Below are 25,000 nucleotides of genomic sequence, written 5' to 3'. Positions count from 1 at the left end.
CGCGGCCGGCTTGCCGATCGGCCAGGTAAAGATCACGGAAGACGGGGCCATCATCATCTCCCCGGCCGCTGTGGACGTGGGCGCCCACGCCCAAGCTGCAAATCCTCTGGACCAGTGGAGGCAGCGCCGTGCGCGTGAAGCTGAAGGGCGTTAACACCGTCCGTAAGCGTCTCGCAGACGGGACCTTCCGGACGTACCACTACCACCGCGCAACCGGGGAAAAGCTGGAGGGCAAACCTGGGACAGCCCAGTTTCTGGCTACCTATACAAAGGCTCAGCAGGCCACGATCCAACGCCCCAAAGGCACCTTCAACGACCTCGTCCGTGCCTACACAGGTTCGGTGGAGTTCGCCGAGCTCGCCGCCTCAACCCAGGCGGAATATAAGCGGATGTTGACGAAGGCGGAGCCGAGATTCGGCTCTATGCCCATCAAGGCTCTCGACGACCAGCGCGTAAAGGAGGACCTCCTGGAGTGGCGCGACGAGATCGTGCGCGCTTCCGGGAAACGTGAGGGCGACAACCGCCTTACGACAATTTCCGCGATGTTGAGCTGGGCGGTCGACCGAGGGAAGCTCAAGACCAACCATATCCTCGGCTTCAAGCGCCTGTATTCCTCCGATCGGTCAGATATCCTCTGGCTAGAGGGGCATATCCGCGCCTTCATGGCGGTGGCGCCCCTGGAGATGCAGCGTGCCCTAATTCTCGCGCTTCACACCGGGCAGCGTCTGAGCGACATCCTTCGCGCAGCCTGGACCAACTACGATGGTAAAATCCTACGTATCCGCCAATCCAAGGGTAACGTGGTCGTTGCCATCCCCTGCACGCGTGCCTTGAGGGCAATGCTCGACGCAATGCCCCGCGACGCGACGGTCATTCTGACGTCGGTTACAGGGAAGGCATGGAAGAAGCGCTACTTCTCGGACCAGTGGAAGGAAGCCAGCGACGCTGCCGGCCTTCAAGATCTTCACTTCCACGACCTGCGTGGCACGGCCATCACGATGCTTGCCGAGGCCGGTTGCACCGTGCCGGAAATCGCCTCCATCACCGGCCACTCCCTCAAGACGGTGGCGACGATTCTGGAGAAGTATCTAAGCCGAACCGCAGCCCTCGCGGAGGCTGCAATCGACAAGTTCGAGAACGCCGCGGCAACGGATTTTGCAAACCGTTTGCAAACCGGCCGGATTATCGATCCCGATACTTAAGCTAAGTCTTTGAAAAGAATGGCGCGCCCGAAAGGATTCGAACCTCTGACCCTCAGATTCGTAGTCTGATGCTCTATCCAGCTGAGCTACGGGCGCCTATCGGGACCACAGCGCATGGCGTGTGGCCCGATGTCGGGGGAGATAGCCGCTCTCCCTCGTCTTGGCAACCCTGAAAGTCGCAGCCGTCGGAAAGTTTCGCCGGCTGGCGGATGCCGGCGCTTTCGCGACGGTTGGCGGGGCTAGCGCTTGACCATCGCCAGAGCCGAGGGTCCGCGCACCGGCCGCGGGCTCGGCTTGGCCCGGCTCTTCGGGAGCTTCTCGGCGATGCCGTAGAGCTGCTCGCGCCGGTCGATCTCGCGAAACACATCCGCAGGCACAATGCCGATCTCGCTCCACAGCACCACGAGATTGTAGATCAGGTCGGCGCTTTCTAGGACGGTGCGGTGGCGGTCACCCTGCACGGCCTCGAGGGCGACCTCGACCGCCTCCTCGGCGAGCTTCTTCGCGATCTTGGGCATGCCACCGGCCGCGAGCCGCGCGGTACGCGACAGCGCCGGATCGCACGAACGCGCGACCAGCACCGCCATATGGAGCCGGAGGATCGAATCAGCCATCGCAGGAGACTCCGCGCCGCTCGTGAGGGTTTGATGACAGCACGGATGGCCTCGGCCTCGGCCGCGCTGCTCGCCGGCCTTGCAAACATCCCATCACGGGCATATACCCGCACTATGAGCAGCCCCTGCTACTGCACCGTCCTGCGCGCCGCCATGCGCCGCATCGCAGCGTCCTATGACGCCGCGCTGGAGCCGGTCGGGGTCAATATCGCGCAGTTCAGCCTGCTCAGGAGTGTCCGGCGCGCGGAACCACTGACCCTGACGGAACTCGGCAGGCTGACCGAACTCGACCGCTCGACGATCGGGCGCAATGTCCGCGTCCTGGAGCGGATGGGGCTCCTCGCGGTCGGGCGCGGCAAGGACCAGCGCGAGGCCACCGTCACGCTGACGCCGGACGGACACCGGGTTCTCGACGCCGGAGCGCCACTCTGGGAGAGCGTCCAGGGCCAGATCGAGGCCCGCCTCGGCCCGGACCATGCCGAAAGTCTTCGCGCCGCCCTAAACGTCCTTTGAAATCGCCTTTTTTTCATCACAATGCGGGCATCTACCCGCAAAGGAGCCCGCCATGCCCTCGCTCGCCGCCACTGACGGCCCCGCCACCGGACTTTCCGCCGCAATGGCGCGGCGCGGCTGGCATTATGGCTGGATCGTCGCCGCCGTGACCTTCCTGACCATGCTCGTCACCGCAGGCGCGGTCGGTGCTCCCGGCGTGCTGATCGGGCCGCTACAACGCGAATTCGGCTGGGCAACGGCCGACATCTCCTCCGCGCTGGCCGTGCGCCTCTTACTGTTCGGGTTGATGGGGCCGTTTGCCGCCGCCTTCATGAACCGCTTCGGCGTTCGCCGCGTCGCCAGCGTCGCGCTCATCCTGATCGCGACCGGCATCCTCGGCTCTTTCGCGATGACGCAACTCTGGCATCTGGTGCTGCTCTGGGGCGTCGTCGTCGGCTTCGGCACGGGCCTGACCGCTATGGTGCTTGGCGCGACCGTCGCGACGCGCTGGTTCTCGGCGAGACGCGGGCTTGTGCTGGGATTGCTGACGGCGAGCAGCGCGACGGGGCAACTGGTCTTCCTGCCGCTGCTCGCCAGTCTCACCGAGCAGCTCGGCTGGCGCAGCGCGCTCGTCTTCGTCCTGGTCATGCTGGTCCTCGCCGCGCTCGTCGTGCTCGTGCTGATGCGCGACCGGCCGGCCGATGTCGGGCTTGCGCCCTATGGCGGGGATGCGATCGTGCCGGCCCCCGCACAGCAGGGCGGGATGGGCGCCATGCTGATGTCGCCGCTGCTGGCGTTGCGCGAGGCCTCGCGCACGCACACCTTCTGGGTGCTGTTCGGCACCTTCTTCGTCTGCGGCGCCAGCACCAACGGGCTGGTCCAGACGCATTTCATCTCGCTCTGCAGCGATTTTGGCATGGCAGCGGTGACGGCCGCCGGCGTGCTGGCGATGATCGGCATCTTCGATTTCGCCGGCACGGTTGGTTCCGGCTGGCTCTCGGACCGCTATGACAGCCGCTGGCTGCTGTTCTGGTATTACGGTCTGCGCGGGCTGTCGCTGCTCTACCTGCCCTTCACCGAATTCTCGTTCTACGGACTCTCGCTGTTTGCGGTGTTCTACGGCCTCGACTGGATCGCGACTGTCCCGCCGACGGTGAAAATCGCCGCCGACCGCTTCGGCGACAAGTCCAACCTGGTCTTCGGCTGGATTTTCGCCGGACATCAGCTTGGAGCCGCCTTTGCAGCTTACGGCGCCGGCTTCAGCCGTACGGTCTATGAGAGCTATCTGCCGGCCTTCTTCATCGCCGGCGCGCTTTGCCTCTTCGCAGCCGCCTTCTCGGTCACGCTGCGCGGAACGGCCATGCCCGCCAGAGCAGCCAGGGTCGCCGCCTGATCCGCGAGGCGCTTCCCCCCGCAAGAGCCGGATGATTTCCGTCTCTCATCAAAAAGCGAGAGCGGGATTCAAGCAAAAAGCCGGTTTCCGCTTTTCGCATCCTGCTCTCGGTGAGGCGCCTCAATCCTCGATGAACTGCAGCCGGTGCAGCCTTGCATAGGCGCCGTCGCGGGCCAGCAGCGCCTCATGGCTGCCGGTCTCGACGATCTTGCCCTCTTCCAGCACGACGATGAGATCGGCCTCGCGCACGGTTGAGAGCCGGTGGGCGATGACCAGCGTGGTGCGGTTCTTCATCAGGCGCCCGAGCGCCTGCTGCACCAGACGCTCCGATTCGGCGTCGAGCGCGCTCGTCGCCTCGTCGAGCAGCAGGATCGGCGCGTCCTTGAGGATGGCACGGGCGATCGCGACGCGCTGGCGCTCGCCGCCGGAGAGCTTCTGGCCGCGCTCGCCGACGGAGGACGAATAGCCCTCCGGCATCGCCATGATGAAGTCGTGGGCGGCGGCATCCTTCGCCGCGGCGACGATCTCCGCCTCGCTCGCACCCGGCCGGCCGAAGGCGATATTGGCCCGCACCGTGTCGTCGAACAGCACCACGTCCTGGCTGACGACGCCGACCTGCGCGCGAAGGGAGGCGAGCGTCAGTTCGCGCAGGTCCTGCCCGTCGATCTCGACGCGGCCTTCCGCGGGATCGTAGAGCCGCGGCACCAGCGCCAGCAGCGTCGACTTGCCCGAGCCCGAACGGCCGACCAGCGCCGTCGTCCTGCCGCCCTCGGCGACGAGGTCGATGCCTTCGAGCGCGCGCGCATCGTCACGATAGCGGAAGCGAAGATTCCGGAACGCGACCTCGCCCGCGCCAACCTGCAGTGGTCTGGCGTCGGGCCGCTCGACGATCTCGGGCTGCTCGTCGAGCAGGGCATAATAGCGCTTCAGCGAGGCACCGGCCTCCTGGACGATGGCGTTGAGGTTGCCGAGCGAGCGCATCGGCTGGGCCGCCAGCAGGAGCGCCGAGACATAGCCGGTGAAATCGCCGACCGTCGAGCCACCCGAGGTGATCCGGACGCCGATCGCCGCCAGCACGCCGGCCACAGCCATGCCGCCGCCGACCTCGAGCAGCGGGTCGAGCCGGCCGCGTGCGTTGGCCGCCTTCATCTTCAGGGCGCGGATGCTCTCGAAGGCCGCCGCGGCGCGCTGTTCGAGATAGGGCTCGAGCGTGTCGGTCTTGGCGGCGCGGGCGCCCTGCAGGCTCTCGGTGACGAGGCTCGCCATCAGCCCGGTCTGCTCCTGCTGCGAGGTCGCCATGCGGCGCAGCTTGCGGCCGATCCTGCCGATCGGCTGCGCCACGATCGGGGCGATCAGCATGACCACCAGCGTCATCTGCCAGTCGATCCAGAACATCGCGCCGACCAGCGCGACCGCCGTCAGCACATCGCGCACGGCAATGTTGATCAGCCGCGTCAGCGCCTCCTTGACGAAGGTGAAGTCGGTGGTGAATCGCTGCGTCAGCGAGGCCGGGTTTTCGCGGTGAAGCTGCGCGAGGTCGGCGCGGATCAGGTGCGAATAGAGCGCCGTCTGCATGTCGGCCTCGATCCGGCTGACGACGCTGTTGGTCATCACCGTCTGCGCCAGCAGCGAAAAGCCCTTCACCGCCGTGACGAGGACGACGACGACGGCAACCGCATTGACGACGCCGATCTCGATGCCGATCGACTTGGAGACGAGGCGCTCCATGCGGCGCACGAAGCCGGTCGCTTCCGCCGTCAGCGGATCGGCAAAGGCATCGAAAGCCGCCTTGATCAGCAACGGATAGAAGCTCGTCGTCGCCGCGATCACCACCACCAGGGCCATGATCATCGCCATCTGCGGCAGATAGGCTTTGACCTGCTCGCGCCAGACGCGGAGGAGAAGCGCGAACGTATCGTCGGTAACGCGGCCTATCTTCATGGCGCGCGACGTATCATGGCGAGTGGCGAGTGGCGAGTGGCGAACGAGGGCGGCTTCCATTCGCCGCGCGCCATTCGCTCCCGGGGTCTTGCTCCAGACAAGAAGCTGGCGTCCCATGGCCGCCACTGATTCAGGAAAGCGCGACAGCCCATGCCCTTGCATCCGCCGGCCCAGGCCGGCCAGAGTTTCGACGAGATCGACACCCCGGCCCTCATCCTCGACCTCGACGCCTTCGAGCGCAATCTCGTCACCATGGCCGCCTATACGCAGGGCCACGGCGTCAGGCTGCGGCCCCATTCCAAGACCCATAAGAGCCCGGAGATCGCGCTGCGCCAGATCGCCCATGGCGCGGTCGGCCAGTGCTGCCAGAAGGTCTCCGAGGCGGAAATCCTCGTCGAGGGCGGCGTCACCGACGTGCTCGTCAGCAATGAGATCGCGGGCGCAGCCAAGCTCGACCGGCTGGCCAGGCTCGCCCGTCAGGCGAAGATCAGCCTCTGTGTCGACCATCTCGACGGGGTGCGCGAGGCGGCGGAAGCCGCGGCCCGTCATGACGTCGTGCTCGACGTTCTCGTCGAGATCGACGTCGGCGGCCGGCGCTGCGGCGTCGCGCCCGGCGAAACCGCCGTGCGCCTGGCCGAGGCGATCGCGCGCAGCAACACGCTGCGCTTCGGCGGCCTGCAGGCCTATCACGGCACCGCCCAGCACATGCGCTCGATCGACGAGCGTCGCGAGGCGATCGAGCGCGCCGGGCTCGGTGCCCGCAACACCGTCGAGCGGCTGGCCCAGGCCGGGCTCGCCTGTGGCGTGGTCAGCGGCGCCGGCACGGGCACCTTCGAGATCGAGAGCCAGTCCGGGATCTGGAACGAGATCCAGGCCGGCTCCTACATCTTCATGGACGCCGACTATGCCCGTAACCGTCAGGCCGACGGCACGCCCTTCCGCACCTTCGAACATTCGCTCTTCATCCTGACCGGGGTGATGAGCAAGCCGGTGCCGGACCGCGCCGTGGTCGATGCCGGCCACAAGGCCGCGGCAATCGATTCAGGGCTGCCGACACCGTTCCGGCGCGAAGGCGTGGTCTACACCAAGCCTTCCGACGAGCATGGCGTGCTGACGGGCGATCCGATCGCCCTGCCCCATCGCGGTGACCGTTTGCTGCTGGTCCCCGGCCATTGCGACCCGACCGTCAACCTGCACGACTGGTATGTCTGCGTGCGCGGTCTCCATACGCAAGACGCCCATGTCGAGGCGCTCTGGCCCGTGGCGGCGCGGGGCGCCCTGACCTGACGACCGGGCTTTGCTCGCCGAACTCGCGTCCGGCTGACGACCTCGGGCGCATCGCCTGCCGCGTCGTCCTGCTCACCAATGTCGAGATGGTCAAGCGCGACAGACAAGGCGCCGTGCTCGAGCGGTTCGGCCTGATGCGCGGCACAAAACTGCCGCCAACCGATGAAAGCTGGGACTGGCAGGTCGCGCCCTTCGGCGAGGCCGCGGCCGAGCGGGAAACCGCGCTCCGGCGCTGACGGCCGTTTGGCCCTATCGGTTCAGCCGCACCGCCCCGCTCCACGACAGATCATAGCCGCCGAGTTCGCCTGCCCGCGCTGTCATCGCCTCGCCGCGCATCCAGCTCAGCAGCGTCTGCGTCGCGGGCTCGAAATAGGTCCGGCGGCGCATCACCAGATCGACATGCTCCCAGACCAACGGCAGGAAATCGAGCCCGAAGGCGCCCGCGACGGCGCGCGAGGCGATGCCGCAATCGGCGCGGCCGGTGCGGATGGCGAGTGCCAGATCCTGACCCGTGGCGCAGATGCCCTCAGCCAGGACCATCGCCTGTTCCGGCACGGCCTCGCGCTCGATCAGGCTGTTCAGCAGCAATTGCGCTCCCGCCCCCTTCTGGCGCCGCGCGAAGCGGGCCCGCTGCGCAACCGCCGAGGCGACCCCCGCAATGCCGAGCGGATTGCCCGGCGCCACGAGCAAACCCTGCTCGCGCCGGGCAAAGCCTATTACCACCGCGTCGAACAGGCCCGGCTCCGCCAGGATCGCGACCGGGTTGGCCTCGTCGTCATCGGGGGTCGCGTGCAGGTGGATCGCCGCGATCGCGACCTCGCCGCGCACCAGCCGGTCCAGCCCCGCATGCGAACCCTCCGCCAGCAGCGCGAGCCCGCAGGCGGAATCGCGCACCGCGACCTCCAGCAGGGAATCCTGGCTGCCGCCGATGATCGGCGGCGGGCTGGTGGGCCGCATGCCCTCCGGCCGCGCCAGCCCGGCTTCCAGCCAGCGGTCGAGCGCCGCGCGCGGGAACAGCCATTTGCCGCTGACCTTGGTGCAGGGCACGCCGCCGCTCGCGACCAGCTCATAGAGCTTGCGCTCCTTCAGCCGCAGATAGCCAGCCGCCTCTTCGGTCGTCAGATAGATCTGATCCTGCATCGCCATGCGCTGATCTGCACCTATTCCGTAATTGGCATTTGGTCGCATTGAACTCTAGAAAATACAAGTCTTTGCAGGATGCTGGCAGGCGCGGGAGTGGTCGACATTGGACTTCGGAGCGATCTTCAAGGCGGCATTCGCGCTGGTCGTCGGGCTCGATCCGGGCTTCCTGGCGATCGTCGGCCTGTCGCTGCGGGTGACGCTGACGGCCGTTCTGATCGCCGCGCTGGTCGGCCTTCCGCTCGGTGCGGCGCTCGCCCTGGCGCGCTTCCCCGGCCGCTCGGCGGTCATCGTCTGCCTCAACGCGCTGATGGGGCTGCCGCCCGTCGTGGCCGGGCTGTTCGTCTTCCTGCTGCTGTCGCGCTCGGGTCCCCTCGGGCCGCTCGGCCTGCTCTTCACGCCGACGGCGATGATCGCGGCCCAGGTCCTGCTCGTCCTGCCGATCGTGATCGCGCTCACCCGCCAGACTGTCGAGGACCTCTGGGACGAGTATCGCGACCACCTGCGCTCGGTCGGGCTCGAAGGCGCCCGCGCCATCCCGACCCTGCTCTTCGACGGCCGCTTCGCCCTGGCGACGGCGCTGCTGGCGGGCTTCGGCCGGGCCAGCGCCGAAGTCGGCGCGGTGCTGATCGTCGGCGGCAACATCGCCGGCTACACCCGCACCATGACCACGGCGATCACGCTGGAGACCTCGAAGGGCGACCTTCCGCTCGCGCTGGGGCTCGGCCTCGTCCTGATCGCGCTGACGCTCGCCATCAATGCCATCGCCTTCGGCGCGAGCCGCATCGGCGCCCGCTATGCCGGGTGAAGCCGATGCGTGACATCGCCTCCATTCTGCCGCTGGCGGTCGAAGCCGTGTCCTTCCTCGGCGACGGCCGCAGGCTGATCGACGGGCTCAGCTTCGGCGTGCCCGCCGGCGGGCTGACCGTGCTGCTCGGCCCCAACGGTGCCGGCAAGTCGCTGACGCTGCGGCTCTGCCACGGCTTGCTGGTGCCTAAGGAGGGCCTGATCCGCTGGTCGGCGGGCGCGGAGGGTCGCGCCAAGCGCCATGCCATGGTCTTCCAGAAGCCGATCATGCTGCGCCGCTCGGTCGAGTCCAATATCGCCCATGCGTTGGCCGCGGCCGGCGTCTCCGGCACGGAACGCCACCAGCGTAGCTGCGCGGCTCTGGCCCGCTTCGGCCTCTCCGACCGCGCAGCTCAGGCGGCGCGGCTGCTCTCGGGCGGCGAACAGCAGCGCCTCGCCATCGCCCGTGCCTGGGCCCTGCGGCCGGAACTGCTTTTCCTCGACGAGCCGACCTCGCAGCTCGACCCCGCCGCGACCCGGCAGATCGAGGAACTGCTCGCTGGCCTCGTCGCCGAGGGCATCACCATCCTGATGTCGACCCATGATCTCGGCCAGGCCAGACGCCTCGCCGCGCGCGTGCTCTTCCTGCATCGCGGCAGGCTGATCGAGGACGCCGCCGCCGCCGATTTCTTCGCCGGCCCGGCCTCGCTGGAGGCCCGCGCCTTCCTCGCCGGAGAGCTGATCTGGTGACACCCGTTGCGTTCAAGAAGAAGCCCGAAGAAATCACCCCCACACAGGAGACGACCATGACCCTGACCAGACGCCTGCTGCTTGCCGCCGGCTTTTCAGCCGCCCTGACCGGCCTCGCTCTCGCCCAGACGACGACGGCGACGCCGCCCGCCGCTTCCGCACCGGGCGCGGCCGATGCCCGCTTCATCACCGTCTCCTCGACCACCTCGACCCAGGATTCCGGCCTGTTCGGCCATATCCTGCCGCTGTTCAAGGCGAAGACCGGCATCGAGGTCCGCGTCATCTCGCAGGGCACCGGACAGGCGCTCGACACCGGCCGGCGCGGCGATGCCGACGTCGTCTTCGTCCATGCCCGGTCGCAGGAGGAGAAATTCGTGGCCGAGGGCTTCGGGCTCGAGCGCAAGCCGGTGATGTACAACGATTTCGTCCTGATCGGGCCGAAGAGCGACCCGGCCGGCATCGCTGACACGAAGGATATCGCGGCCGCGCTGGTGAAGATCGCCGAGAAGGGCGTGCCCTTCGTCTCGCGCGGCGACAAGTCGGGCACCCACGCGGCCGAACTCGCGCTCTGGAAGGTCGCGGGCGTCGATCTCGAGGCCAAGAAGGGCGCCTGGTATCGCGAGATCGGCCAGGGCATGGGCGCGGCGCTCAACACCGCCGGTGGCATGGGCGCCTATGTTCTCGCCGACCGCGGCACCTGGATCTCCTTCAAGAACCGGGGCGATCTGGTCATCTCCGTCGAGGGCGACAGGCGCCTGTTCAACCAGTACGGCGTCATCGCGGTGAACCCCGCCAAGCATCCGCATGTGAAGATCAATGACGGGCAGGCCTTCGTGAACTGGCTCGTCAGCCAGGAAGGCCAGAAGGCCATCGCCGACTACAAGATCGAGGGGCAGCAACTCTTCTTCCCGAACGCGACGCAGGCAGGCGCGTGACATCATGCGCCACCCTCTTCTCGCCGGCCTCCTCCTGATGGCTGGGCTCGTGACGGCACCGGCCGCCCGGGCGCAGGAGCCCGTGCTGCTGCATGCGGCCGGCAGCCTGCGCGCCGCCCTGACCGAGGTCGCTCAGGCCTTCACCGCGCAGAGCAGGCTCGCGGTGAAACCCGCCTTCGGCGCCTCGGGTCTGTTGAAGGACCGCATCGCCAGGGGCGAGGCCGCCGAGGTCTTCGCCTCGGCCGATCTCGGCAATCCGCGCGCCCTGGCACAGGCCGGGCTCGCTGGCCCCGTCGTGCTCTTCGCCCGCAACGAGCTTTGCGCCTTTGCCCGGCCCGAGGTGGCGGTGACGCCGGAGACCCTGCTGGAGCGCATGCTCGACCCGGCGATCAAGCTCGGTACCTCGACACCGCGCGCCGACCCGTCCGGCGACTACGCCTTCCAGGTCTTCGCCCGGGCCGAGGCCGTGAAGCCCGGCGCGAAGGCCGCGCTGGAAGCCAGGGCGCTGCAGCTCACCGGCGGGCCCGGAAGCGCGCCGGCACCCGAGGGCGTCAATGTCTACGGCCACAACCTCGCCAGCGGCGCGGCCGACCTCTTCCTGGCCTATTGCACCAACGCGGCGCCGATCGCGAAGGAGCAGCCCGGCATGAAGCTCGTGCGCCTGCCTGCCGCGCTCGCCGTCGGCGCCGATTACGGACTGACCGTCATGACCGGGGCCTCGCCAAACGCCTGGCGCTTCGCCATGTTCATCCTCGCGCGCAACGGGCAGGAGATCCTGGCACGGTATGGCTTCGCCGCGCCGACGCTCCCGCGCACGGACGGTTGAACGGAGACGGCGATGGACTGGCAGGCGACACGGCCGGGCGAGACATGCGCGCCCCTGCCCGACCGGCAGGACGCGCATCTCGTCTTCATCGGACGCCTGCGCACGCCCTTCGCCTCGCGCGACCAGTGCCCGCGGCGGGGCGATGCCGAGAACGGTCCGGTCTGCCGCGTCGAGATCGACGAGCCCTGGCGCACCGCGCTGACGGGCATCGACGGTTTCCAGGAGCTCGACCTGCTCTACTGGATGCATCTGGCGCGGCGCGATCTGGTGACGCAAACCCCGCGCGGCGGCCAGCCGCTCGGCACCTTCGCGCTGCGCTCGCCGGTCAGGCCGAATCCGATCGCGCTCTCGCGCGTGCGATTGCTCGGCGTCGAGGACGGCGCCCTCCTCGTACGCGGGCTCGACTGCCTCGACGGAACGCCACTGCTCGACATCAAACCGCATCATTGCCGGCAAGCGCCGGCGGAACGGGGACCGCGCCATGCGCAATCCTGACCGCCGGCTGGTTCTGGCCGGGCTTGGCTCGTTCGTCACCGCCCCGCATCTCGCCCGCGCAGCCTCGGTACGGGACAGTGCCAACCGCGAGGTCGCGATCCCCGGCAAGGTCCAACGCGTCTTCCCGGCAGGCCCGCCCGCCGCGATCCAGCTCTACACGCTGGCGCCCGATCTCCTGCTCGGCTGGCCCCGCGCCAACCGGGCGGAAGAACTGGAATTCCTGCTGCCTGGCATCGGCGACCGGCCCGAGATCGGCCGCATCACCGGCCGCGGCAACAGCGCCAATCTCGAAGCCGTGCTCCAGCTCAAGCCCGACCTGATCGTCGATGCAGGCTCGACCGGGCGCACCTATGTCGAGCTTGCCGATCGCGTTCAGGACCAGACCGGCATCCCCTATGCGCTGCTCGACGGCCGCTTCGCCGCGATTCCCGAGAGCTACCGCATCCTCGGCCGGCTGACCGGCCGCAGCGAACGCGCCGAGACGCTGGCCATCTGGTGCGAGACCGCCATGGCGACGATCCAGGGCCGGATCGCCGGCATCCCCGCCGACAGGCGCCCTTCGGTCTATTACGCGCGCGGGCCGCGCGGTCTCGAAACCGGCCTCGGCGGCTCGATCAATGTCGAGACCCTAACCTTCCTCGGCGCCCGCAATGTCGCCGACCAGCCCGGCAGCGGGCTGGCGCAGGTCTCGCTCGAACAGGTCCTCGCCTGGGACCCCGCGGTGATCGTCACCATCGATCTCGCCTTCTCCGATGCCGTGCGCAGCGACCCGGCCTGGGCGGATGTGAAGGCGGTGAAGGCCGGCCGCGTCCATCTCTCGCCCAAGCTGCCCTTCGGCTGGGTCGATTTCCCGCCCTCCGTCAACCGCATGATCGGTCTCTGGTGGCTGGCGAAACTCCTCTATCCGGAGGCCTTTCCCGAGGACATCCGCAAGATCGCGCGCGATTTCCACACGCTGTTCTATCAGGTGACGCCGAGTGACGTGCAGCTCGACCGCATCCTCGCGGGGCGGGGGTGATGACGCGAGCCATTCCCGGCCTGCATCCGCCGGCGCACATCTGATCCCATGCGATCATCGCCCTTCCGCGGAAACGCCATCGCGCTCGCATTGCTCGCCCTCGCCATCCTGCTCGCCTTCGGGCTGGGGCGGTTTCCCATCGGGCCGGGCGATCTCGCGCGGCTGCTCTGGTCCGGCCTGAGCGGCCAGCCATCGGGACTGCCGCCGCAGATCGAGACCGTGATCTGGAACATCCGCGGCCCGCGCGTGCTCGCGGCCCTTCTCTGCGGGGCGGCACTGGCCGTGGCGGGCACAACCTTTCAGGGCCTGTTCCGCAACCCGCTGGTCTCGCCCGACATCCTCGGCGCCTCCTCTGGCGCGGCGCTGGGCGCCGTCCTCGGCATCTATCTCTCGCTCGGGCTGTTCGCGATCCAGCTCGCCGCCTTCATCGGCGGGCTCATCGCGGTCGGGGCCGTCTATGCGGTCGGCTCCACGATCCGGCGCGGCGACCCGGTGCTGGTGCTGGTGCTGACCGGCGTCGTCGTCGGCTCGCTGCTCGGCGCCGGCATCGGCCTGGTGAAATACTGGGCCGACCCCTACAACCAGCTTCCCGCCATGACCTTCTGGCTGCTCGGCAGCCTCGCCGGCACGTCGAAGGCCGATCTCCTGCCGCTGCTCGGCCCCGTCCTGCTCGGCTCGGCCGCGTTGGTCGCGCTGCGCTGGCGCATGAACGCGATGTCGCTGCCGGAGGAGGAAGCGCGGGCGCTCGGCCTGCGCACCGGCCCCTTGCGCTTCGCCATCGTCGTCGCCGCGACGCTGGTGACCGCCGCAAGCGTCGCCGCCGCCGGCATCATCGGCTGGGTCGGGCTCGTCGTGCCGCATCTCGCCCGCTTCCTCGTCGGCCCGGACTTCGGCAAGCTCGTGCCGACGGCGGCGATCCTCGGCGGCGGCTATCTGCTCGTCATCGACACGCTGGCGCGGACGGCCGGCCCGGTCGAGACACCGCTCGGCATCCTGACGGCGGTCATCGGCACGCCTTTCTTCATCTGGCTGCTGGCATCGTCGCGCGGAGGCTGGTCGTGAGCCTGAAAGCCTCCGGTCTCGCCTATGGCTATCGCGAGCGTCTCATCGGCCGCGACATCGCCCTGTCGCTCGCGCGGGGCGAGGTTCTGGCCCTGCTCGGCCCCAATGGCAGCGGCAAGACCACCCTGCTGAAGACGCTGCTCGGCCTGCTCCCGGCCCGCGACGGAACCCTGACGCTGGACGGCGCCCCGCTCGCGGCGCTTTCGCCGCCGCAGCGGGCGCGGGCGCTCGGCTATGTGCCGCAGGCCCATGCCGGCACCTTCGCCTTCACGGTGCTTGCGGTCGTGCTGATGGGCCGCAGCGCCCATGGCAATATCTTCGCCGCGCCCTCTGCCCGCGACCATGCAGTCGCCCACGCCATGCTCGCGCGCTTCGGCATCGCCCATCTCGCGGAGCGGCCCTATACGCTGATCTCGGGCGGCGAGCGCCAGCTCGTGCTGATCGCCCGTGCGCTCGCGCAGGAGCCGGCCTATGTCATCCTCGACGAGCCGACCGCCAGCCTCGATTTCGGCAATCAGGGCCGCGTGATGAGCGAGATCCGCCGGCTGGCGGCGGAAGGCCTCGGCGTGCTCTTCACCACGCACGATCCGAACCAGGCCCTGCGCCATGCCGACCGCGTCATGATGATCCGCGACGGGCAGGCGCTCGCGAGCGGGCCGGCGGATGCGCTGCTGACACCGGACCGGCTGGAGCAGCTCTACGGCGTGAGCATCGAAACGGTGCGGGACGGCGACGGCCGGGTGGCGTTCCTGCCGGGATAGATCGACGCCCTACTAGAGCATTTTCGAGCGAAGCAGACACCGGCTCGCGTGAAGAAAATGCGCAAGAACCGGGAGATGCTCTAGCGGCAGAAATCGGCGCAGCCGGCCTCCCAGAACGGCGCGTCGGCGCGCGGCTGTGGCATCGACGGGCGCGGCTTGGCCCCGGGCAGGTCCGCCGGCGTTGGCGCGACCAGCTCCCACCAGCCATGGGCGCATTGCGAGCGGAAGGCCATCTGCTCCGAGATCGAGGTGTTCTCGCGCGCCAGCGCCTCGTCCAGAGCCGTGCAGTTGTCGCGCAGGGCCGCGTCATGCCCGTCCGAAGGCTGGTTGGCATAGTCGTGGAAGGCCGCCGTGAAGCTCTCCATCTCGCGCGCGATATGCGGCCAGTCGTGACGGTCGAGATTCCAGGCGTCCATCCATTCGCGCACGACGGTCTCGACGGCTTCCGCCTTGGGCTTCCCCGCGACCTTGCGCGCCGTCGTCAGCATGTGCCGCATCAGCTCGGCGCGGGCATGGAGATGGCGTGCCGCAAGCGCGGCCTCGCGCATGCCGGCGATGGCAGCGGCAGCGTCCGCGCGCAATTCCTCGACGAAATGGGTCATGGCGTATCCTCGCAAGTCTGCGACGTCAGGGAAGGGTGGCAAGACGCGCCGTCATCCGCTCGAACAGCTCATGCGCCTCGACGGAAGCCACGACATAAGCGTTCACCGGCTGCTTCAGCCGCCCGTTCCAGTCGATCGTAGTGCGCCCGCGCAAGGGGCCCGCGCCCGTCTCGACCTCGACGAAGCAGTCGCGACCGGCAAACAGCTCCGGCCAGAGCAGGAAGGCGATGACGCAGGGGTCGTGCATCGGATGGCCCGCCGTGCCGAGTCCGCCCGGGCGCGGCCGCGTCAGCATGCCGTGGATCGCCTTTCCGGTCGCGGTGCCGAGCCCGCCGATGCCTGCGACCTGCTCATGGCTCGCGATCGCCTGCAGCGTCACGCCAAGCCCCATCATCACGATCGGACGGCCGCAATCGAAGACGATTGCGGCGGCGTGCGGATCGACATGAATGTTGAATTCGGCCGCGGGCGTCATGTTGCCGAGCCCGATGGCCCCGCCCATCAGCACGATGCGCTTGACCTTGGGCAGGATGTCCGGCGCCAGCCGGAAGGCCAGCGCGAGATTGGTCAGCGGCCCGAGCGGGCAGAGCGTGATGCCGTCATCGGGCGCGGCACGGCAGATCGCGATGATCGCCTCGACGGCATGGCCCCGCGCCACCGCACCGGCAGGCGCCGGCAGGTCGGCACCAGCCAGCCCGTCCGGCCCGCAGACGAACTCGGCCGTCTCCAGCGGGAAGACCAGCGGCCCCTCCGCGCCGGCATGAACGGGAACGGCAGCGGCACCGCCGAGATCGCGGATGCGCAGCGCATTGGCCGTCGTCTGCGCGACCGGGACATTGCCGGCAACGGTGGTGATCGCGCGCAGGTCGAGCCTGTCGCCGGCCGCGAAGGCGAGCAGCAGCGCGACCGCGTCGTCCTGCCCCGGATCGGCGTCGATGATGATCGGCTCGCGCATCGGCTCAGGCGGCCTTCGCATTGCCGGCCATGATCAGATGGGCGATGTCGTCGGCCGTCAGATCGCCGAGCTGCCGGTCGACATATTTGCGGCCCGCTCCCATGATCACGACCCGGTCCGCCAGCGCGACCACGTCACGCATGTTGTGGCTGATCAGGATGACGGTGCGCCCGTCGGCCTTGAGCTTGCGGATCAGGTCGAGCACCAGCGCGCTTTCCTTGACCCCAAGCGCCGCCGTCGGCTCGTCCATGATGATGATCTCGGCGTTCCAGCGCAGCGCGCGGGAAATCGCCACCGCCTGGCGCTGGCCGCCGGAGAGCCGTTCCACGGGGCGCGTCATGTCGGTGACGGCAGATGAAAGCTGCGACAGGTAGCGCTGCGACTCCGCGATCATCTTCTTCTTGTCGAGCACGCGCAGGAACGGCAGCAGCACCGGCTTCGTCAGCTCGGAACCCATGAAGACGTTCTGGGCGATCGAGAGGCGCGGGGCGAGCGCCAGGTCCTGGTAGATCGTCGCCACGCCATGCTCCAGCGCATCATGCGGCGAGCCGAACGAGACCGGCTTGCCGCGCATGCGCATCGTGCCGCCGGTCGGCTCCTCGGCACCGGAGATCACCTTGATCAGGCTCGACTTGCCGGCGCCGTTGTCGCCGCAGATCGCAACGACCTCGCCCGCGAAGATGTCGAGATCGACCTCGTGCACGGCGACGACAGGGCCGTAGCTCTTGCCGATGCCGTGCAGGGAAAGGAGGGGCGTGGGGTCGGTCATGGCTGAACCCGGAGAGGGATGGCTATGTGGTCTGCCGTCATTCTCGGCCGAAGCGAAGCGCAGAGCCGGGAAACTCGTGTCAGAGATGCTCGGGTCTCCGCCCGAGCATGACGGCGAAGGTCCATCACTTCAGGAACTTGTCGACATTCGTCTTGTCGACCAGCACGGCTTCGGTGAACAGGTACGGCCCGCTCGCGACCGTCTCCTTCGGCTTCTTGTCGACGACGATGGTCTGGATCGCGTCGACCGCCTGCTTGCCCATCTCCTCGAAGGGGATCGCGACGGTGGCGAGGAAGGTCGAGGCCGGGTCGGCGATGCGGGCATAGGTCTCCTTGCCGCCATCGACCGAGATCAGCGGGATCTGGCCCTTCTTGATTCCCTGCGCCTGCAGCAAGTCGTCGATGATGTAGGCCTGCCCGTCGAAGGAGGCCCAGATGCCGTTGATCTTGCCCTGGTTCTGCAGCAGCAGCGCCTGCATGCCGCCGCGGACATCGTCCCTCCAGCTCTGGGTGCGCGCCATCGAGAACTTGCCGAGCTCCTTCACCGCCTGGTTCTCCGCCAGCACCGCGTCGAGGATGCGGCCGCGGATGCGCGAGGCGACGTTGAGATCGAAGCGCGCGGTGACGATGTTGCCCTGATAGCCGAGCTGGCCGAGCAGATAGAGCGCCGCATCGGCACCGACCTTGTATTCATTGGTCTGGATGTCGAACAGCGCATGCGGGCTCGAGCCCGACTGCACGGTGATCACCGGGATCTTCGCGTCCTTGGCCGCCTTGAACTGGGCGTCGGCCTCGACCGGCTTGCCCATGGCGATGATGATGGCGTCGACCTTCTTGGCGATCAGCGCATCGAACTGCTCGGCATGCTTCGGCAGCGCGCCTTCCGAATTCAGCAGCGTCACGCCCCAGCCCTTCGCCTTGGCGGCGGCCGCCGCGGCGTTGGCGACGCGCGCATGCGTCTCCGAGGAAAACTGGAAGCCGATGATGCCGACCTCGAAGGCCTGCGCCGACGGGCCGAACGCGACCAGCGCTACGGCCGCGACCAGCATTTTCTTGAAACCGAACATGGTGGTGACTCCCCTCGTTATCGATCGTTTTGCAAAAATCAGACCTTGAAGGCCGCCGTCTTCATCGCGCTGGCCGAGAAGGCCACCGAGCCGATGATGATGACGCCGAGAACGATATCCTGGATGTAGTACGGCGCGCTGAGCAGCACCAAGCCGTTGCCGAGCACCTTGAGCACCAGGGCCGCGAACACCGTGCCGGGGATGTTGGGTTTGCCGGGCTCGAACATCGTCATGCCGAGCAGCACGGCAGCGATGGCATAGAGCAGGTAGTCGCCCGCCATGTTCGGCGCGGCCGAGGACAGGTTGGCGGCGAGCAACGCGGCCATCAGACCGGCGAAGACCCCGGCGAGCAGCAGACCGATGCGCTTCATCCTGGCAGTGGCGATGCCGGCGAGCCTGGCCGCCTCGTCGGCCTCTCCGGTCGCGACCATATGCGCGCCGGTGCGGGTCCATTTGACCAGCCCCCAGGCGAACAGCGTCGCGCCCGCCATCCAGAGGACGAGATTGGGAATGCCGAAGGTATAGCCGCGTGCCAGCCCGGTGAAGCCGACCGGCCAGCGCCCGACGAAAGCGACGCCCTGCGTGATCATGAAGGCCAGGCCCTTGGCGATGGCCGCCGTGCCCAGCGTCATGATCAGCGACGGGATGCGCAGCACGGTGACGCCGTAGCCGTTCAGCGAGCCGAGCACGATGCCGACCGCGAGCGCACCGCCGACGGCCAATGCCGGCGGATACTGCGAATGCACCATCCAGCCGCAGACCACGGCGGCGAGGCTCGCCATCTCCGCGATCGAGAGATCCAGCTCGGCGACGGTGAAGGCGAGCGCGAAGCCCAGCGCCAGGATGGCGAGGAAGCTCGTATCCTTCAGCACATTGATGATGTTGGTCACGCTGGCAAAATTCGGCGCGAAGAGCAGGAAGAAGATGATCAGCGCCAGCCCCGCGATGGCCGCGCCATAGCGTCCGATCACCTCGCGAAGATCGAGCCGGGCCATCCGCCTCAGGCTCCCTTGGCGATCGTCGAGATCGGCGACAGGATCTCGATGCCGCCCGTGACCGGGATCAGCGCACCGGTAACGAAGGCGGCACCCGGCGAGAGCAGGAAGGCGATCACGGCAGCGACATCCTCAGCTTGTCCCAAACGTCCGAGCGGCGTGCGCACGGCCGCGCCTGCGACCAGCGCATCGAAGTGCTGCGCGAAGCCGTTACGCACCATTGGCGTATCGATGATGCCGGGCGCAACCGCATTCACGCGGATCGCATGACGCCCGAGCTGCTGGGCCATGCCGTAGGTGAGGGTCGCGACGCCGCCCTTGGCCGAGCCATAGGCCAGATTGGCGCCGCCATTGGCATGGGCGATCGAGGAGATGTGGACGATCGCCCCGCCTTCGCCCTGCGCGATCATCTGGCGGGACGCCGCCTTTGAGATGCGGAACACCGCCGAGAGATTGAGATCGACCAGCCTGTCCCACTCGTCATCCTCCATCTCGACCATCGGCACGGGGCGCGAGGCGCCGGCCCCCGTGACGAGATTGTCGAGCCGGCCGAAGCGCGCGACCGCGAGATCGACACAGGCCCGGGCAAGGTCGCGTTCGCGCAGATCGCCGGCAATGGTCGCGACCTCGGCACCGCGCGCCGCGACGGCCGCCGCGACGGCATCGAGCCCCGGCTGATCGAGCCCCGACAACACGAGACGATGCCCCGCCTGCGCGAGCATGATGGCGAGCGCGCCGACGATGCCGCCGGACGCGCCTGTCAGCAGGGTGACGGGCGCAGTCCTGTTCGGAGGGGCGGGCTGGGGCTGCTCTTCGGCGCGGGCGGCGGTCATGGGGAACGATCCTTACGGCGAAGGCGCTGGGGTGGCGAGGCCGTGCAGGGGCCCCGGATCGCGCCCGATGGCGGCAAGTTCCGCCGAGATCGGTGCCAGCGCGAGCTCGCTGCGGCGGAAGAGCGCGTAGAGCGCGTCATAGGCCGCGCGTCGCGCGGGATCGGGCTGATAGCGCCGGGCAATGCTGACCAGCGCATCCTGCGCGGCGACCAGCGAGGCGAAACGGCCGAGCCCGGTCCAGGCGATGATCGCGGCCCCGAGCAGGCCGGGCTCCTTCGCGCTGCCGACCACGACCGGCCGGCCGCAGAGATCGGCCTTGATCTGCGCCCAGGCCGGATTGGCGGCGGCGCCGCCACCAAAGCGGATCTCGTCGACCGGGCGGCCCAGCGCGGCTTCGGCCCGTTCCAGCACGACGCGGTTGAGACAGGCGACGCCTTCCAGAACCGCAAAAGCCAGGTCGGTCGGGCCATGCTGGCGGTTGAGGCCGAGAAAGGCCCCGCGCAGATTCGGGTTCCAGTAGGGAACGCGCTCGCCCTGCAGATAGGGCAGGAAGATCAACGGCTGCGGATGACGGCGCCCGGCGAGCAGCACGTCGATGCGCTCGCCGACATCATGGGAGCCGGCGGGATCGAGCAGGGCAACCAGCCAGCTCGCCGTATCGGCGCCGTTCTGGCTCGGTCCGCCGAGATGCCAGAGACCGCGCCAGTCGACCGTGATGAGCCCCTCGGCCTCCGCTTCATCCGCGCCGAGCACACCCAGAACCTCGGTCGTGCCGGAGATGTTGTAGGCGTAGCCCGGCCGCAGCGCGCCGAGCCCGGCCACTGCCGTCCAGGTGTCGTTGCAGGCACAGAACACCGGTACGCCGGCGAGCCGGTCGAACGGCGCCGGCAGCTCCGCCTGGACGGGGCCGACCCTGTCGCAGGGCTCGAGGATCGCCGGGATGATCCCTGCCGGGAGGCCGAGCGCGGCGAGCGCCGTGCCGCCATCATGGGTCTCCGCGCAGGCGATGAGCCGCGCCATCGAGACCGGGTCGCTGGCCCGCCGGCCGGTGAGGCGGAAATTCAGGTAGTCCTTGGGCTCGAGCACCCGCGCGAGGCCACGGAAATGGGCGCCTTCCTCCTCGGCGAGCCAGGCGAGGCGGGCGAGCGGGTGGAACGCGTTGACGCGCCCGGCCTCCGGATGGCCGCCCAGCCTCTCCCGCAAACGTTGGGCCGCCCCTTCCGAACGCGCGTCCTTCCAGGTCAGCGCCGGCCGTATCTCGCGCCCATCAGGACCGAGGAAGACCTGCGTGCGCGTGACCCCGCAGATCGCGATGGCCTGAACCTCGGCAAACAGCGCGGGCGCCATCTGCGCGATCCGGCCGGCGGTCTCGACAAGCAGTCTCCACCATGCCTCAGCGCTGACCTCCGAACGGTCGAGCCCGTCGCTGAGCACAGGCCCCGAGATCGCATGCTCGGCCAGCACCGCCCCCTGCGGGTCGATCAGGGCGGCGCGAAAGCTGCTGCCCCCGAGATCGCAGGCGAGAACGACGCTCATGGGTGGCGCCCGGACGAAAATCCGCGCGGCGCAGCGGGCGCGGCGGCGAATTCGGAAGGGCGAGAGGCTGGGCGAGCGAGATTCACGAAGCGACTTTCAGGCGACGGCTCTTGGAGCGCCATAAATCGCCTGAAAGTCAAGAATACCGCCGGGACGGCCGCACCGATCAGGCGGCCGGTCGCGAAGCTGTCAGGATCGCGTCGACAAGCCGCTGCGAGGCGAGCGCCTCCTCCCCGGTCACGACGGGATCTCGCCCCGTCTCGATGGCATCGAGGAAATCGGCGATGACGGCACGGTGGGCGTCATGCGGGAAATCCATGATGTTGGCGCCGCTGCCGGTCGCCCCTTCCGCCTCGACGATCTCCTCGCGCCCGTCGAGGAAGGCGAGGCGCAGCCGCCCGCCGATCAGCGAGGCGAAGGCCTTCGTCCCGGTGATCTCGATCCGCTCGGGATAACCCGGATAGGCTGCGGTCGTGGCCACCAGCGTCGCCGGGGCGCCGCTGCCGGTCTCCAGCAGGGCGGAGACATAGTCCTCCGTCTCCATCCGGTGCAGCCCGGTGGTGCGGGACTGCGCCGCGACGACCTTGGATACGCCGACCAGCGAACGGAACAGGTCGAGCGAGTGGATCGCCTGCGTCAGCAGGACCCCGCCGCCATCGCGCGCCAGCGTCCCGCGTCCCGGCTCGTCGTAGTAGCTCTGCGGCCGCCACCACGGTACGCTCAGGAACGCAGCCTCGATGCTGCCGAGTTCGCCCGCATCGAGCGCCGCCTTCAGCCGCAGGCTCGCGGGCCGGAAGCGATGCTGCAGCACCACGCCGAAGACCTTGCCGGTGCGTCGCGCCGTTTCGACCAGGCTCTGGCCGCGCGCGCTGGTCAGTTCCAGCGGCTTCTCGACCAGCACATGCTTGCCTGCCTCGAGGCAGCGGGCGGAGACATCGAGATGGCTGCTCGGCGGCGTCAGGACGATTACCGCGTCGACGGTCGGATCGGCCAGGACCGCGTCGAGATCGGTCGTCGTCGGAAACGGGAACTGCGCGGCAAAGGCCTCGGCCCGTTCAGCCGAGCGGCTGACCGCGAAGCGCACCTCGGCCCGGTCCGCGAGATCGAGCAGGCTCTTGGAATGCGGCAGGGAAGCGGGGCCGAGACCGATCACGGCGATGCCGAGCTTGCGTGTCATGGTCGATGATCCTCAGGAATGGGCGGTGCCAGGCTTCGACGGCAGCCACGCCGCCTTCGCCTGCGCTTCCAGCGCCAGCCGGCAGACGGTGAAGCTATGCCGCTGCGACGCTGCGGTTTCGCCGCGCGTGCCGATATCGGCGATCAGGTTGCGGAAATAGGTCAGCGGCTCGCGCGAGGCGTCGAGATGGCGCGCGCCCGTCTTGTCGACCAGGAAGACATGGTCGCTGCCCGGCCGGCCGGCCACGTCGACATATTTGCGCAGCTCGATCGTGCCCTCGGTGCCGAGGATCGTCAGGCGGCCATCGCCCCAGGTCGAGAGCCCGTCGGCGGTGAACCAGTCGACGCGGATATAGCCGCCCGCCCGGTCACTGCGCAGCAGGATCTCACCGAAATCCTGGAAATCGGGCAGGTCCGGCGCCCCGAAATGCCCGATGCCGGAGGCGACGATCTCCGCGTCCTCCGAGCCGGTGAAATGCAGGAACTGGTCGATCTGGTGCGAGGCGATGTCGGTCAGGACGCCGCCATAGGCCGCCGCATCGAAGAACCAGTCCGGCCGGATCGCCCGGTTGAGCCGGTGCGGCCCGAGCCCGATCGTCTGCACGACGCGGCCGATCGCACCATCGGCGATCAGCTTCCCGGCGACCAGCGTCGCCGGCACGACGAAACGCTCGGAAAAGCACACCGAGAAGATCCGCCCCGTCTCCGCCACCGCCGCTTCGACCGCCGCGAGCTGGTCGAAGCTCGTCACGCCCGGCTTGTCGACCATGACGTCCTTGCCGGCCCGCATCGCCCTGATCGCCAGCGCCGCGCGCTCGCTCGGAATCCCGGCGCAGACGATCAGCTCGATCGAGGGATCGTCGAGCAGCCGCTGCGCTTCCACCGGGCGCAGATCGGGAAAGCGTTCGCGGAAGCCGGCGAGCACACGCTCGTCGCTCGTCGCGGGGTCGAAGCCGGCGCATTGCGCGCCGGCCTCCAGCAGGCCTCCGACCATGTGGTAGATATGGCGATGGTCGAGGCCGATCGCGGCAAACCGCATCTGGACGTGCCTTACTTCGGCGTGTGACCGACGCCGATCTCCTGGTCCCAGCGCCGGAAGGCGGCAACCAGTCGTTCCGGCGTCAGCGGCGGCTTCGTCGGCAGGGATTTGATCAGCTCGTCATATTTCGGACGGCCGTATTCGGCGAGCACGTCACGGCTCTCCTGCGGCGCCATCGCGAGCGTCACGCCCTTCGCCGCGGGACCGGGGTAGAAATAGCCCTTGTCATAGGTCGCGGCCTGCGCCTCGGGCTTCAGCATGTAGGACATCAGCGCCAGCAGCGCGGTGACCTTGTCGGCCGGAACGCCCTTGGGGATGCACATGAACTGGGTGTCGGGAATCCAGTGCGTGTTGGCCAGCGCGAAGACCTCCGCCTCCTTCGGCACGATGCCGAGCGCGCGCGGATTGATGTCCCAGCCCAGCGTCGAGACGATGACGTCGCGGGTGCCTTCGCCGAGTTCCTTCATCGTCGGCGTCGTGCCGCCCGGATAATAGTCGATGCCGCTGCCGAGTTCCTTGAGATAGGCCCAGGTCTTGTCCCAGCCCTTCATCGGGTCGCTCGGGTCGGCATCGCCGAGGATGTAGGGCAGGCCCTGCAGGAAGGTCCAGCCGGGGCCGGAATTGACCGGCCTCGCATAGGTGAAGCGATTCTTGTTCTGCTTCACATAGGCGAGGAATTCCTCGGCCGTCTTCGGCACGGTCTTGAGCCGCGCCGGCATGTATTCGAACAGCGGGCCCGATGGCGAGTACGCCACAGCAACGCCCTCGTTCTGACCGAAATTGCGCTGCATCATCAGCGCCTGCTCGTGATAGATGTCCTCGGCCTTGGGCAGGCTGGCCGTGTGCGACTTCCAGACGTCGATCCACAGCCCCTGCTGGATGCCGTCCGACATCGCGCCCGGCCCGGTCAGCACCAGATCGATGTCGACGCGGTTGGCTTCCTGCTGCGCCTTGAGCTTGGCCGGCAGTTCCGGCGAGGGCGCGCGCGAGAAGTTCAGCCGCGAGATGAGCTTCGGATTCTCTTTGGCGAAGCGTTCGATCGCAGCCTGCGTCAACTGAAGATTACCGGCCACGTCGATGATGTTGAGCGCGACGGGGGCGGTCTGGGCCTTCGCCCCGCTGGAGGCCAGCGCGGCAAGGCCGGCCGCGCCCGCGACCACGGTGCGGCGTGTCGGATGGGTCAATGTCGTCTCCCTGGGTTGAGGCCTCTTGAAGCGCACGAGGTGCACGCTGCGGACCTTTGACTGGCATACTAGTGCACCACAGAACGGCGCGCCAGTGCGTTGGACGCAGATCGCGCCCGGCAGGAGGAGCGGGCCCGACGAGC

The 25,000-nt window shown here is 68.4% G+C and carries 26 protein-coding genes and 1 tRNA gene; 13 read left to right on the top strand and 14 right to left on the bottom strand.

Features of this window, described 5'->3' with window-relative positions; all coding sequences use genetic code 11:
* The first annotated feature begins 128 nt into the window (after window positions 1-128).
* Window positions 129-1,202: a tyrosine-type recombinase/integrase gene (locus C8D03_RS10260; RefSeq protein ID WP_108046165.1), complete on the top strand. Its 1,074-nt coding sequence runs from the start codon at window positions 129-131 to the stop codon at window positions 1,200-1,202.
* A gap of 19 nt (window positions 1,203-1,221) precedes the next feature.
* Here the strand turns inward: C8D03_RS10260 and C8D03_RS10255 are convergent.
* Window positions 1,222-1,298, bottom strand: a tRNA-Arg gene (locus C8D03_RS10255).
* A 143-nt stretch (window positions 1,299-1,441) separates the two neighbouring features.
* Window positions 1,442-1,816 (bottom strand): phosphoribosyl-ATP diphosphatase, encoded by a 375-nt coding sequence (gene hisE, locus C8D03_RS10250; RefSeq protein WP_108046164.1) that lies wholly within the window; start codon window positions 1,814-1,816, stop codon window positions 1,442-1,444.
* A gap of 114 nt (window positions 1,817-1,930) precedes the next feature.
* On the opposite strand from hisE, the gene C8D03_RS10245 reads away from it, so the two are divergent.
* Window positions 1,931-2,329, top strand: a complete 399-nt coding sequence (locus C8D03_RS10245) for a MarR family winged helix-turn-helix transcriptional regulator (RefSeq protein WP_108046163.1) — start codon at window positions 1,931-1,933, stop codon at window positions 2,327-2,329.
* A 52-nt stretch (window positions 2,330-2,381) separates the two neighbouring features.
* Window positions 2,382-3,701, top strand: coding sequence for an MFS transporter (locus C8D03_RS10240; RefSeq protein WP_108046162.1), 1,320 nt, complete (start codon window positions 2,382-2,384; stop codon window positions 3,699-3,701).
* Between the two features lie 120 nt (window positions 3,702-3,821).
* Here C8D03_RS10240 and C8D03_RS10235 read toward each other — a convergent pair whose 3' ends face one another.
* Window positions 3,822-5,642 carry an ABC transporter ATP-binding protein gene (locus C8D03_RS10235; RefSeq protein ID WP_108046161.1) on the bottom strand — a complete coding sequence of 607 codons (1,821 nt, stop codon included), beginning with the start codon at window positions 5,640-5,642 and terminating at the stop codon, window positions 3,822-3,824.
* Window positions 5,643-5,792: 150 nt separating this feature from the next.
* Here C8D03_RS10235 and C8D03_RS10230 point away from each other — a divergent pair, with 150 nt between their 5' ends.
* Both C8D03_RS10230 and C8D03_RS26420 read left to right on the top strand, forming a co-directional pair.
* Window positions 5,793-6,929: a DSD1 family PLP-dependent enzyme gene (locus tag C8D03_RS10230; protein ID WP_108046160.1), complete on the top strand. Its 1,137-nt coding sequence runs from the start codon at window positions 5,793-5,795 to the stop codon at window positions 6,927-6,929.
* Window positions 6,930-7,015: 86 nt separating this feature from the next.
* Window positions 7,016-7,165, top strand: coding sequence for a hypothetical protein (locus tag C8D03_RS26420; protein ID WP_181300847.1), 150 nt, complete (start codon window positions 7,016-7,018; stop codon window positions 7,163-7,165).
* A gap of 13 nt (window positions 7,166-7,178) precedes the next feature.
* On the opposite strand, the gene C8D03_RS10225 is transcribed toward C8D03_RS26420, so the two are convergent.
* A complete protein-coding gene (locus C8D03_RS10225) occupies window positions 7,179-8,075 on the bottom strand; it encodes a helix-turn-helix transcriptional regulator (RefSeq protein ID WP_248308419.1) in 897 nt (298 codons plus the stop codon).
* A 100-nt stretch (window positions 8,076-8,175) separates the two neighbouring features.
* Between C8D03_RS10225 and C8D03_RS10220 the strand changes: the two genes are divergently transcribed.
* The 8 genes from C8D03_RS10220 to C8D03_RS10185 are packed head-to-tail and all read left to right on the top strand — an operon-like array spanning window position 8,176 to window position 14,702.
* Complete coding sequence (locus C8D03_RS10220; RefSeq protein WP_465246437.1) at window positions 8,176-8,877, top strand: ABC transporter permease; 702 nt, start codon at window positions 8,176-8,178, stop codon at window positions 8,875-8,877.
* Between the two features lie 5 nt (window positions 8,878-8,882).
* The gene (locus C8D03_RS10215; RefSeq protein WP_108051474.1) at window positions 8,883-9,605 is read left to right on the top strand and encodes an ATP-binding cassette domain-containing protein; all 723 of its coding nucleotides are present in this window, start codon (window positions 8,883-8,885) and stop codon (window positions 9,603-9,605) included.
* Between the two features lie 56 nt (window positions 9,606-9,661).
* Entirely contained in the window at window positions 9,662-10,540 is an 879-nt protein-coding gene (locus tag C8D03_RS10210; protein ID WP_108051472.1) for an ABC transporter substrate-binding protein, read from the top strand.
* Between the two features lie 4 nt (window positions 10,541-10,544).
* Window positions 10,545-11,366: a molybdate ABC transporter substrate-binding protein gene (locus tag C8D03_RS10205; protein ID WP_108046159.1), complete on the top strand. Its 822-nt coding sequence runs from the start codon at window positions 10,545-10,547 to the stop codon at window positions 11,364-11,366.
* Between the two features lie 12 nt (window positions 11,367-11,378).
* Entirely contained in the window at window positions 11,379-11,861 is a 483-nt protein-coding gene (locus tag C8D03_RS10200; RefSeq protein WP_108046158.1) for an SAM-dependent methyltransferase, read from the top strand.
* On the top strand, window positions 11,848-12,879 hold the full coding sequence (locus C8D03_RS10195; RefSeq protein ID WP_108046157.1) for an iron ABC transporter substrate-binding protein: 1,032 nt from the start codon (window positions 11,848-11,850) through the stop codon (window positions 12,877-12,879). Before C8D03_RS10200 ends, C8D03_RS10195 begins: the two co-directional genes overlap by 14 nt.
* Window positions 12,880-12,927: 48 nt before the next feature.
* Window positions 12,928-13,941, top strand: a complete 1,014-nt coding sequence (locus C8D03_RS10190) for a FecCD family ABC transporter permease (protein ID WP_108046156.1) — start codon at window positions 12,928-12,930, stop codon at window positions 13,939-13,941.
* Window positions 13,938-14,702, top strand: a complete 765-nt coding sequence (locus tag C8D03_RS10185; RefSeq protein WP_108046155.1) for an ABC transporter ATP-binding protein — start codon at window positions 13,938-13,940, stop codon at window positions 14,700-14,702. The genes C8D03_RS10190 and C8D03_RS10185 overlap by 4 nt, the downstream gene beginning before the upstream one ends.
* 80 nt (window positions 14,703-14,782) lie before the next feature.
* Here C8D03_RS10185 and C8D03_RS10180 read toward each other — a convergent pair whose 3' ends face one another.
* From C8D03_RS10180 to C8D03_RS10135, 10 genes are all read right to left on the bottom strand, one after another.
* Window positions 14,783-15,304: a hypothetical protein gene (locus C8D03_RS10180; RefSeq protein WP_108046154.1), complete on the bottom strand. Its 522-nt coding sequence runs from the start codon at window positions 15,302-15,304 to the stop codon at window positions 14,783-14,785.
* Window positions 15,305-15,329: 25 nt separating this feature from the next.
* Window positions 15,330-16,259, bottom strand: coding sequence for a nucleoside hydrolase (locus C8D03_RS10175; RefSeq protein WP_181300845.1), 930 nt, complete (start codon window positions 16,257-16,259; stop codon window positions 15,330-15,332).
* Between the two features lie 4 nt (window positions 16,260-16,263).
* The gene (locus C8D03_RS10170; protein ID WP_108046152.1) at window positions 16,264-17,028 is read right to left on the bottom strand and encodes an ATP-binding cassette domain-containing protein; all 765 of its coding nucleotides are present in this window, start codon (window positions 17,026-17,028) and stop codon (window positions 16,264-16,266) included.
* 124 nt (window positions 17,029-17,152) lie between these two features.
* Window positions 17,153-18,094, bottom strand: a complete 942-nt coding sequence (locus tag C8D03_RS10165; protein ID WP_108046151.1) for a sugar ABC transporter substrate-binding protein — start codon at window positions 18,092-18,094, stop codon at window positions 17,153-17,155.
* Between the two features lie 38 nt (window positions 18,095-18,132).
* Window positions 18,133-19,089: an ABC transporter permease gene (locus C8D03_RS10160; RefSeq protein WP_108046150.1), complete on the bottom strand. Its 957-nt coding sequence runs from the start codon at window positions 19,087-19,089 to the stop codon at window positions 18,133-18,135.
* A 5-nt stretch (window positions 19,090-19,094) separates the two neighbouring features.
* Window positions 19,095-19,922: an SDR family NAD(P)-dependent oxidoreductase gene (locus tag C8D03_RS10155; protein ID WP_108046149.1), complete on the bottom strand. Its 828-nt coding sequence runs from the start codon at window positions 19,920-19,922 to the stop codon at window positions 19,095-19,097.
* A gap of 12 nt (window positions 19,923-19,934) precedes the next feature.
* The gene (locus C8D03_RS10150; protein ID WP_108046148.1) at window positions 19,935-21,458 is read right to left on the bottom strand and encodes a xylulokinase; all 1,524 of its coding nucleotides are present in this window, start codon (window positions 21,456-21,458) and stop codon (window positions 19,935-19,937) included.
* 166 nt (window positions 21,459-21,624) lie between these two features.
* The gene (locus tag C8D03_RS10145) at window positions 21,625-22,635 is read right to left on the bottom strand and encodes a Gfo/Idh/MocA family protein (RefSeq protein WP_108046147.1); all 1,011 of its coding nucleotides are present in this window, start codon (window positions 22,633-22,635) and stop codon (window positions 21,625-21,627) included.
* 12 nt (window positions 22,636-22,647) lie between these two features.
* A complete protein-coding gene (locus C8D03_RS10140) occupies window positions 22,648-23,673 on the bottom strand; it encodes a Gfo/Idh/MocA family protein (RefSeq protein WP_108046146.1) in 1,026 nt (341 codons plus the stop codon).
* Window positions 23,674-23,684: 11 nt separating this feature from the next.
* The gene (locus tag C8D03_RS10135; protein WP_108046145.1) at window positions 23,685-24,857 is read right to left on the bottom strand and encodes an ABC transporter substrate-binding protein; all 1,173 of its coding nucleotides are present in this window, start codon (window positions 24,855-24,857) and stop codon (window positions 23,685-23,687) included.
* Between the last annotated feature and the right edge of the window lie 143 nt (window positions 24,858-25,000).

Source organism: Bosea sp. 124, assembly GCF_003046175.1.
Classification (GTDB): Bacteria; Pseudomonadota; Alphaproteobacteria; order Rhizobiales; family Beijerinckiaceae; genus Allobosea.
Note: the sequence above shows the minus strand (reverse complement) of the source record. Positions and strands in the feature narration are given on the sequence as shown.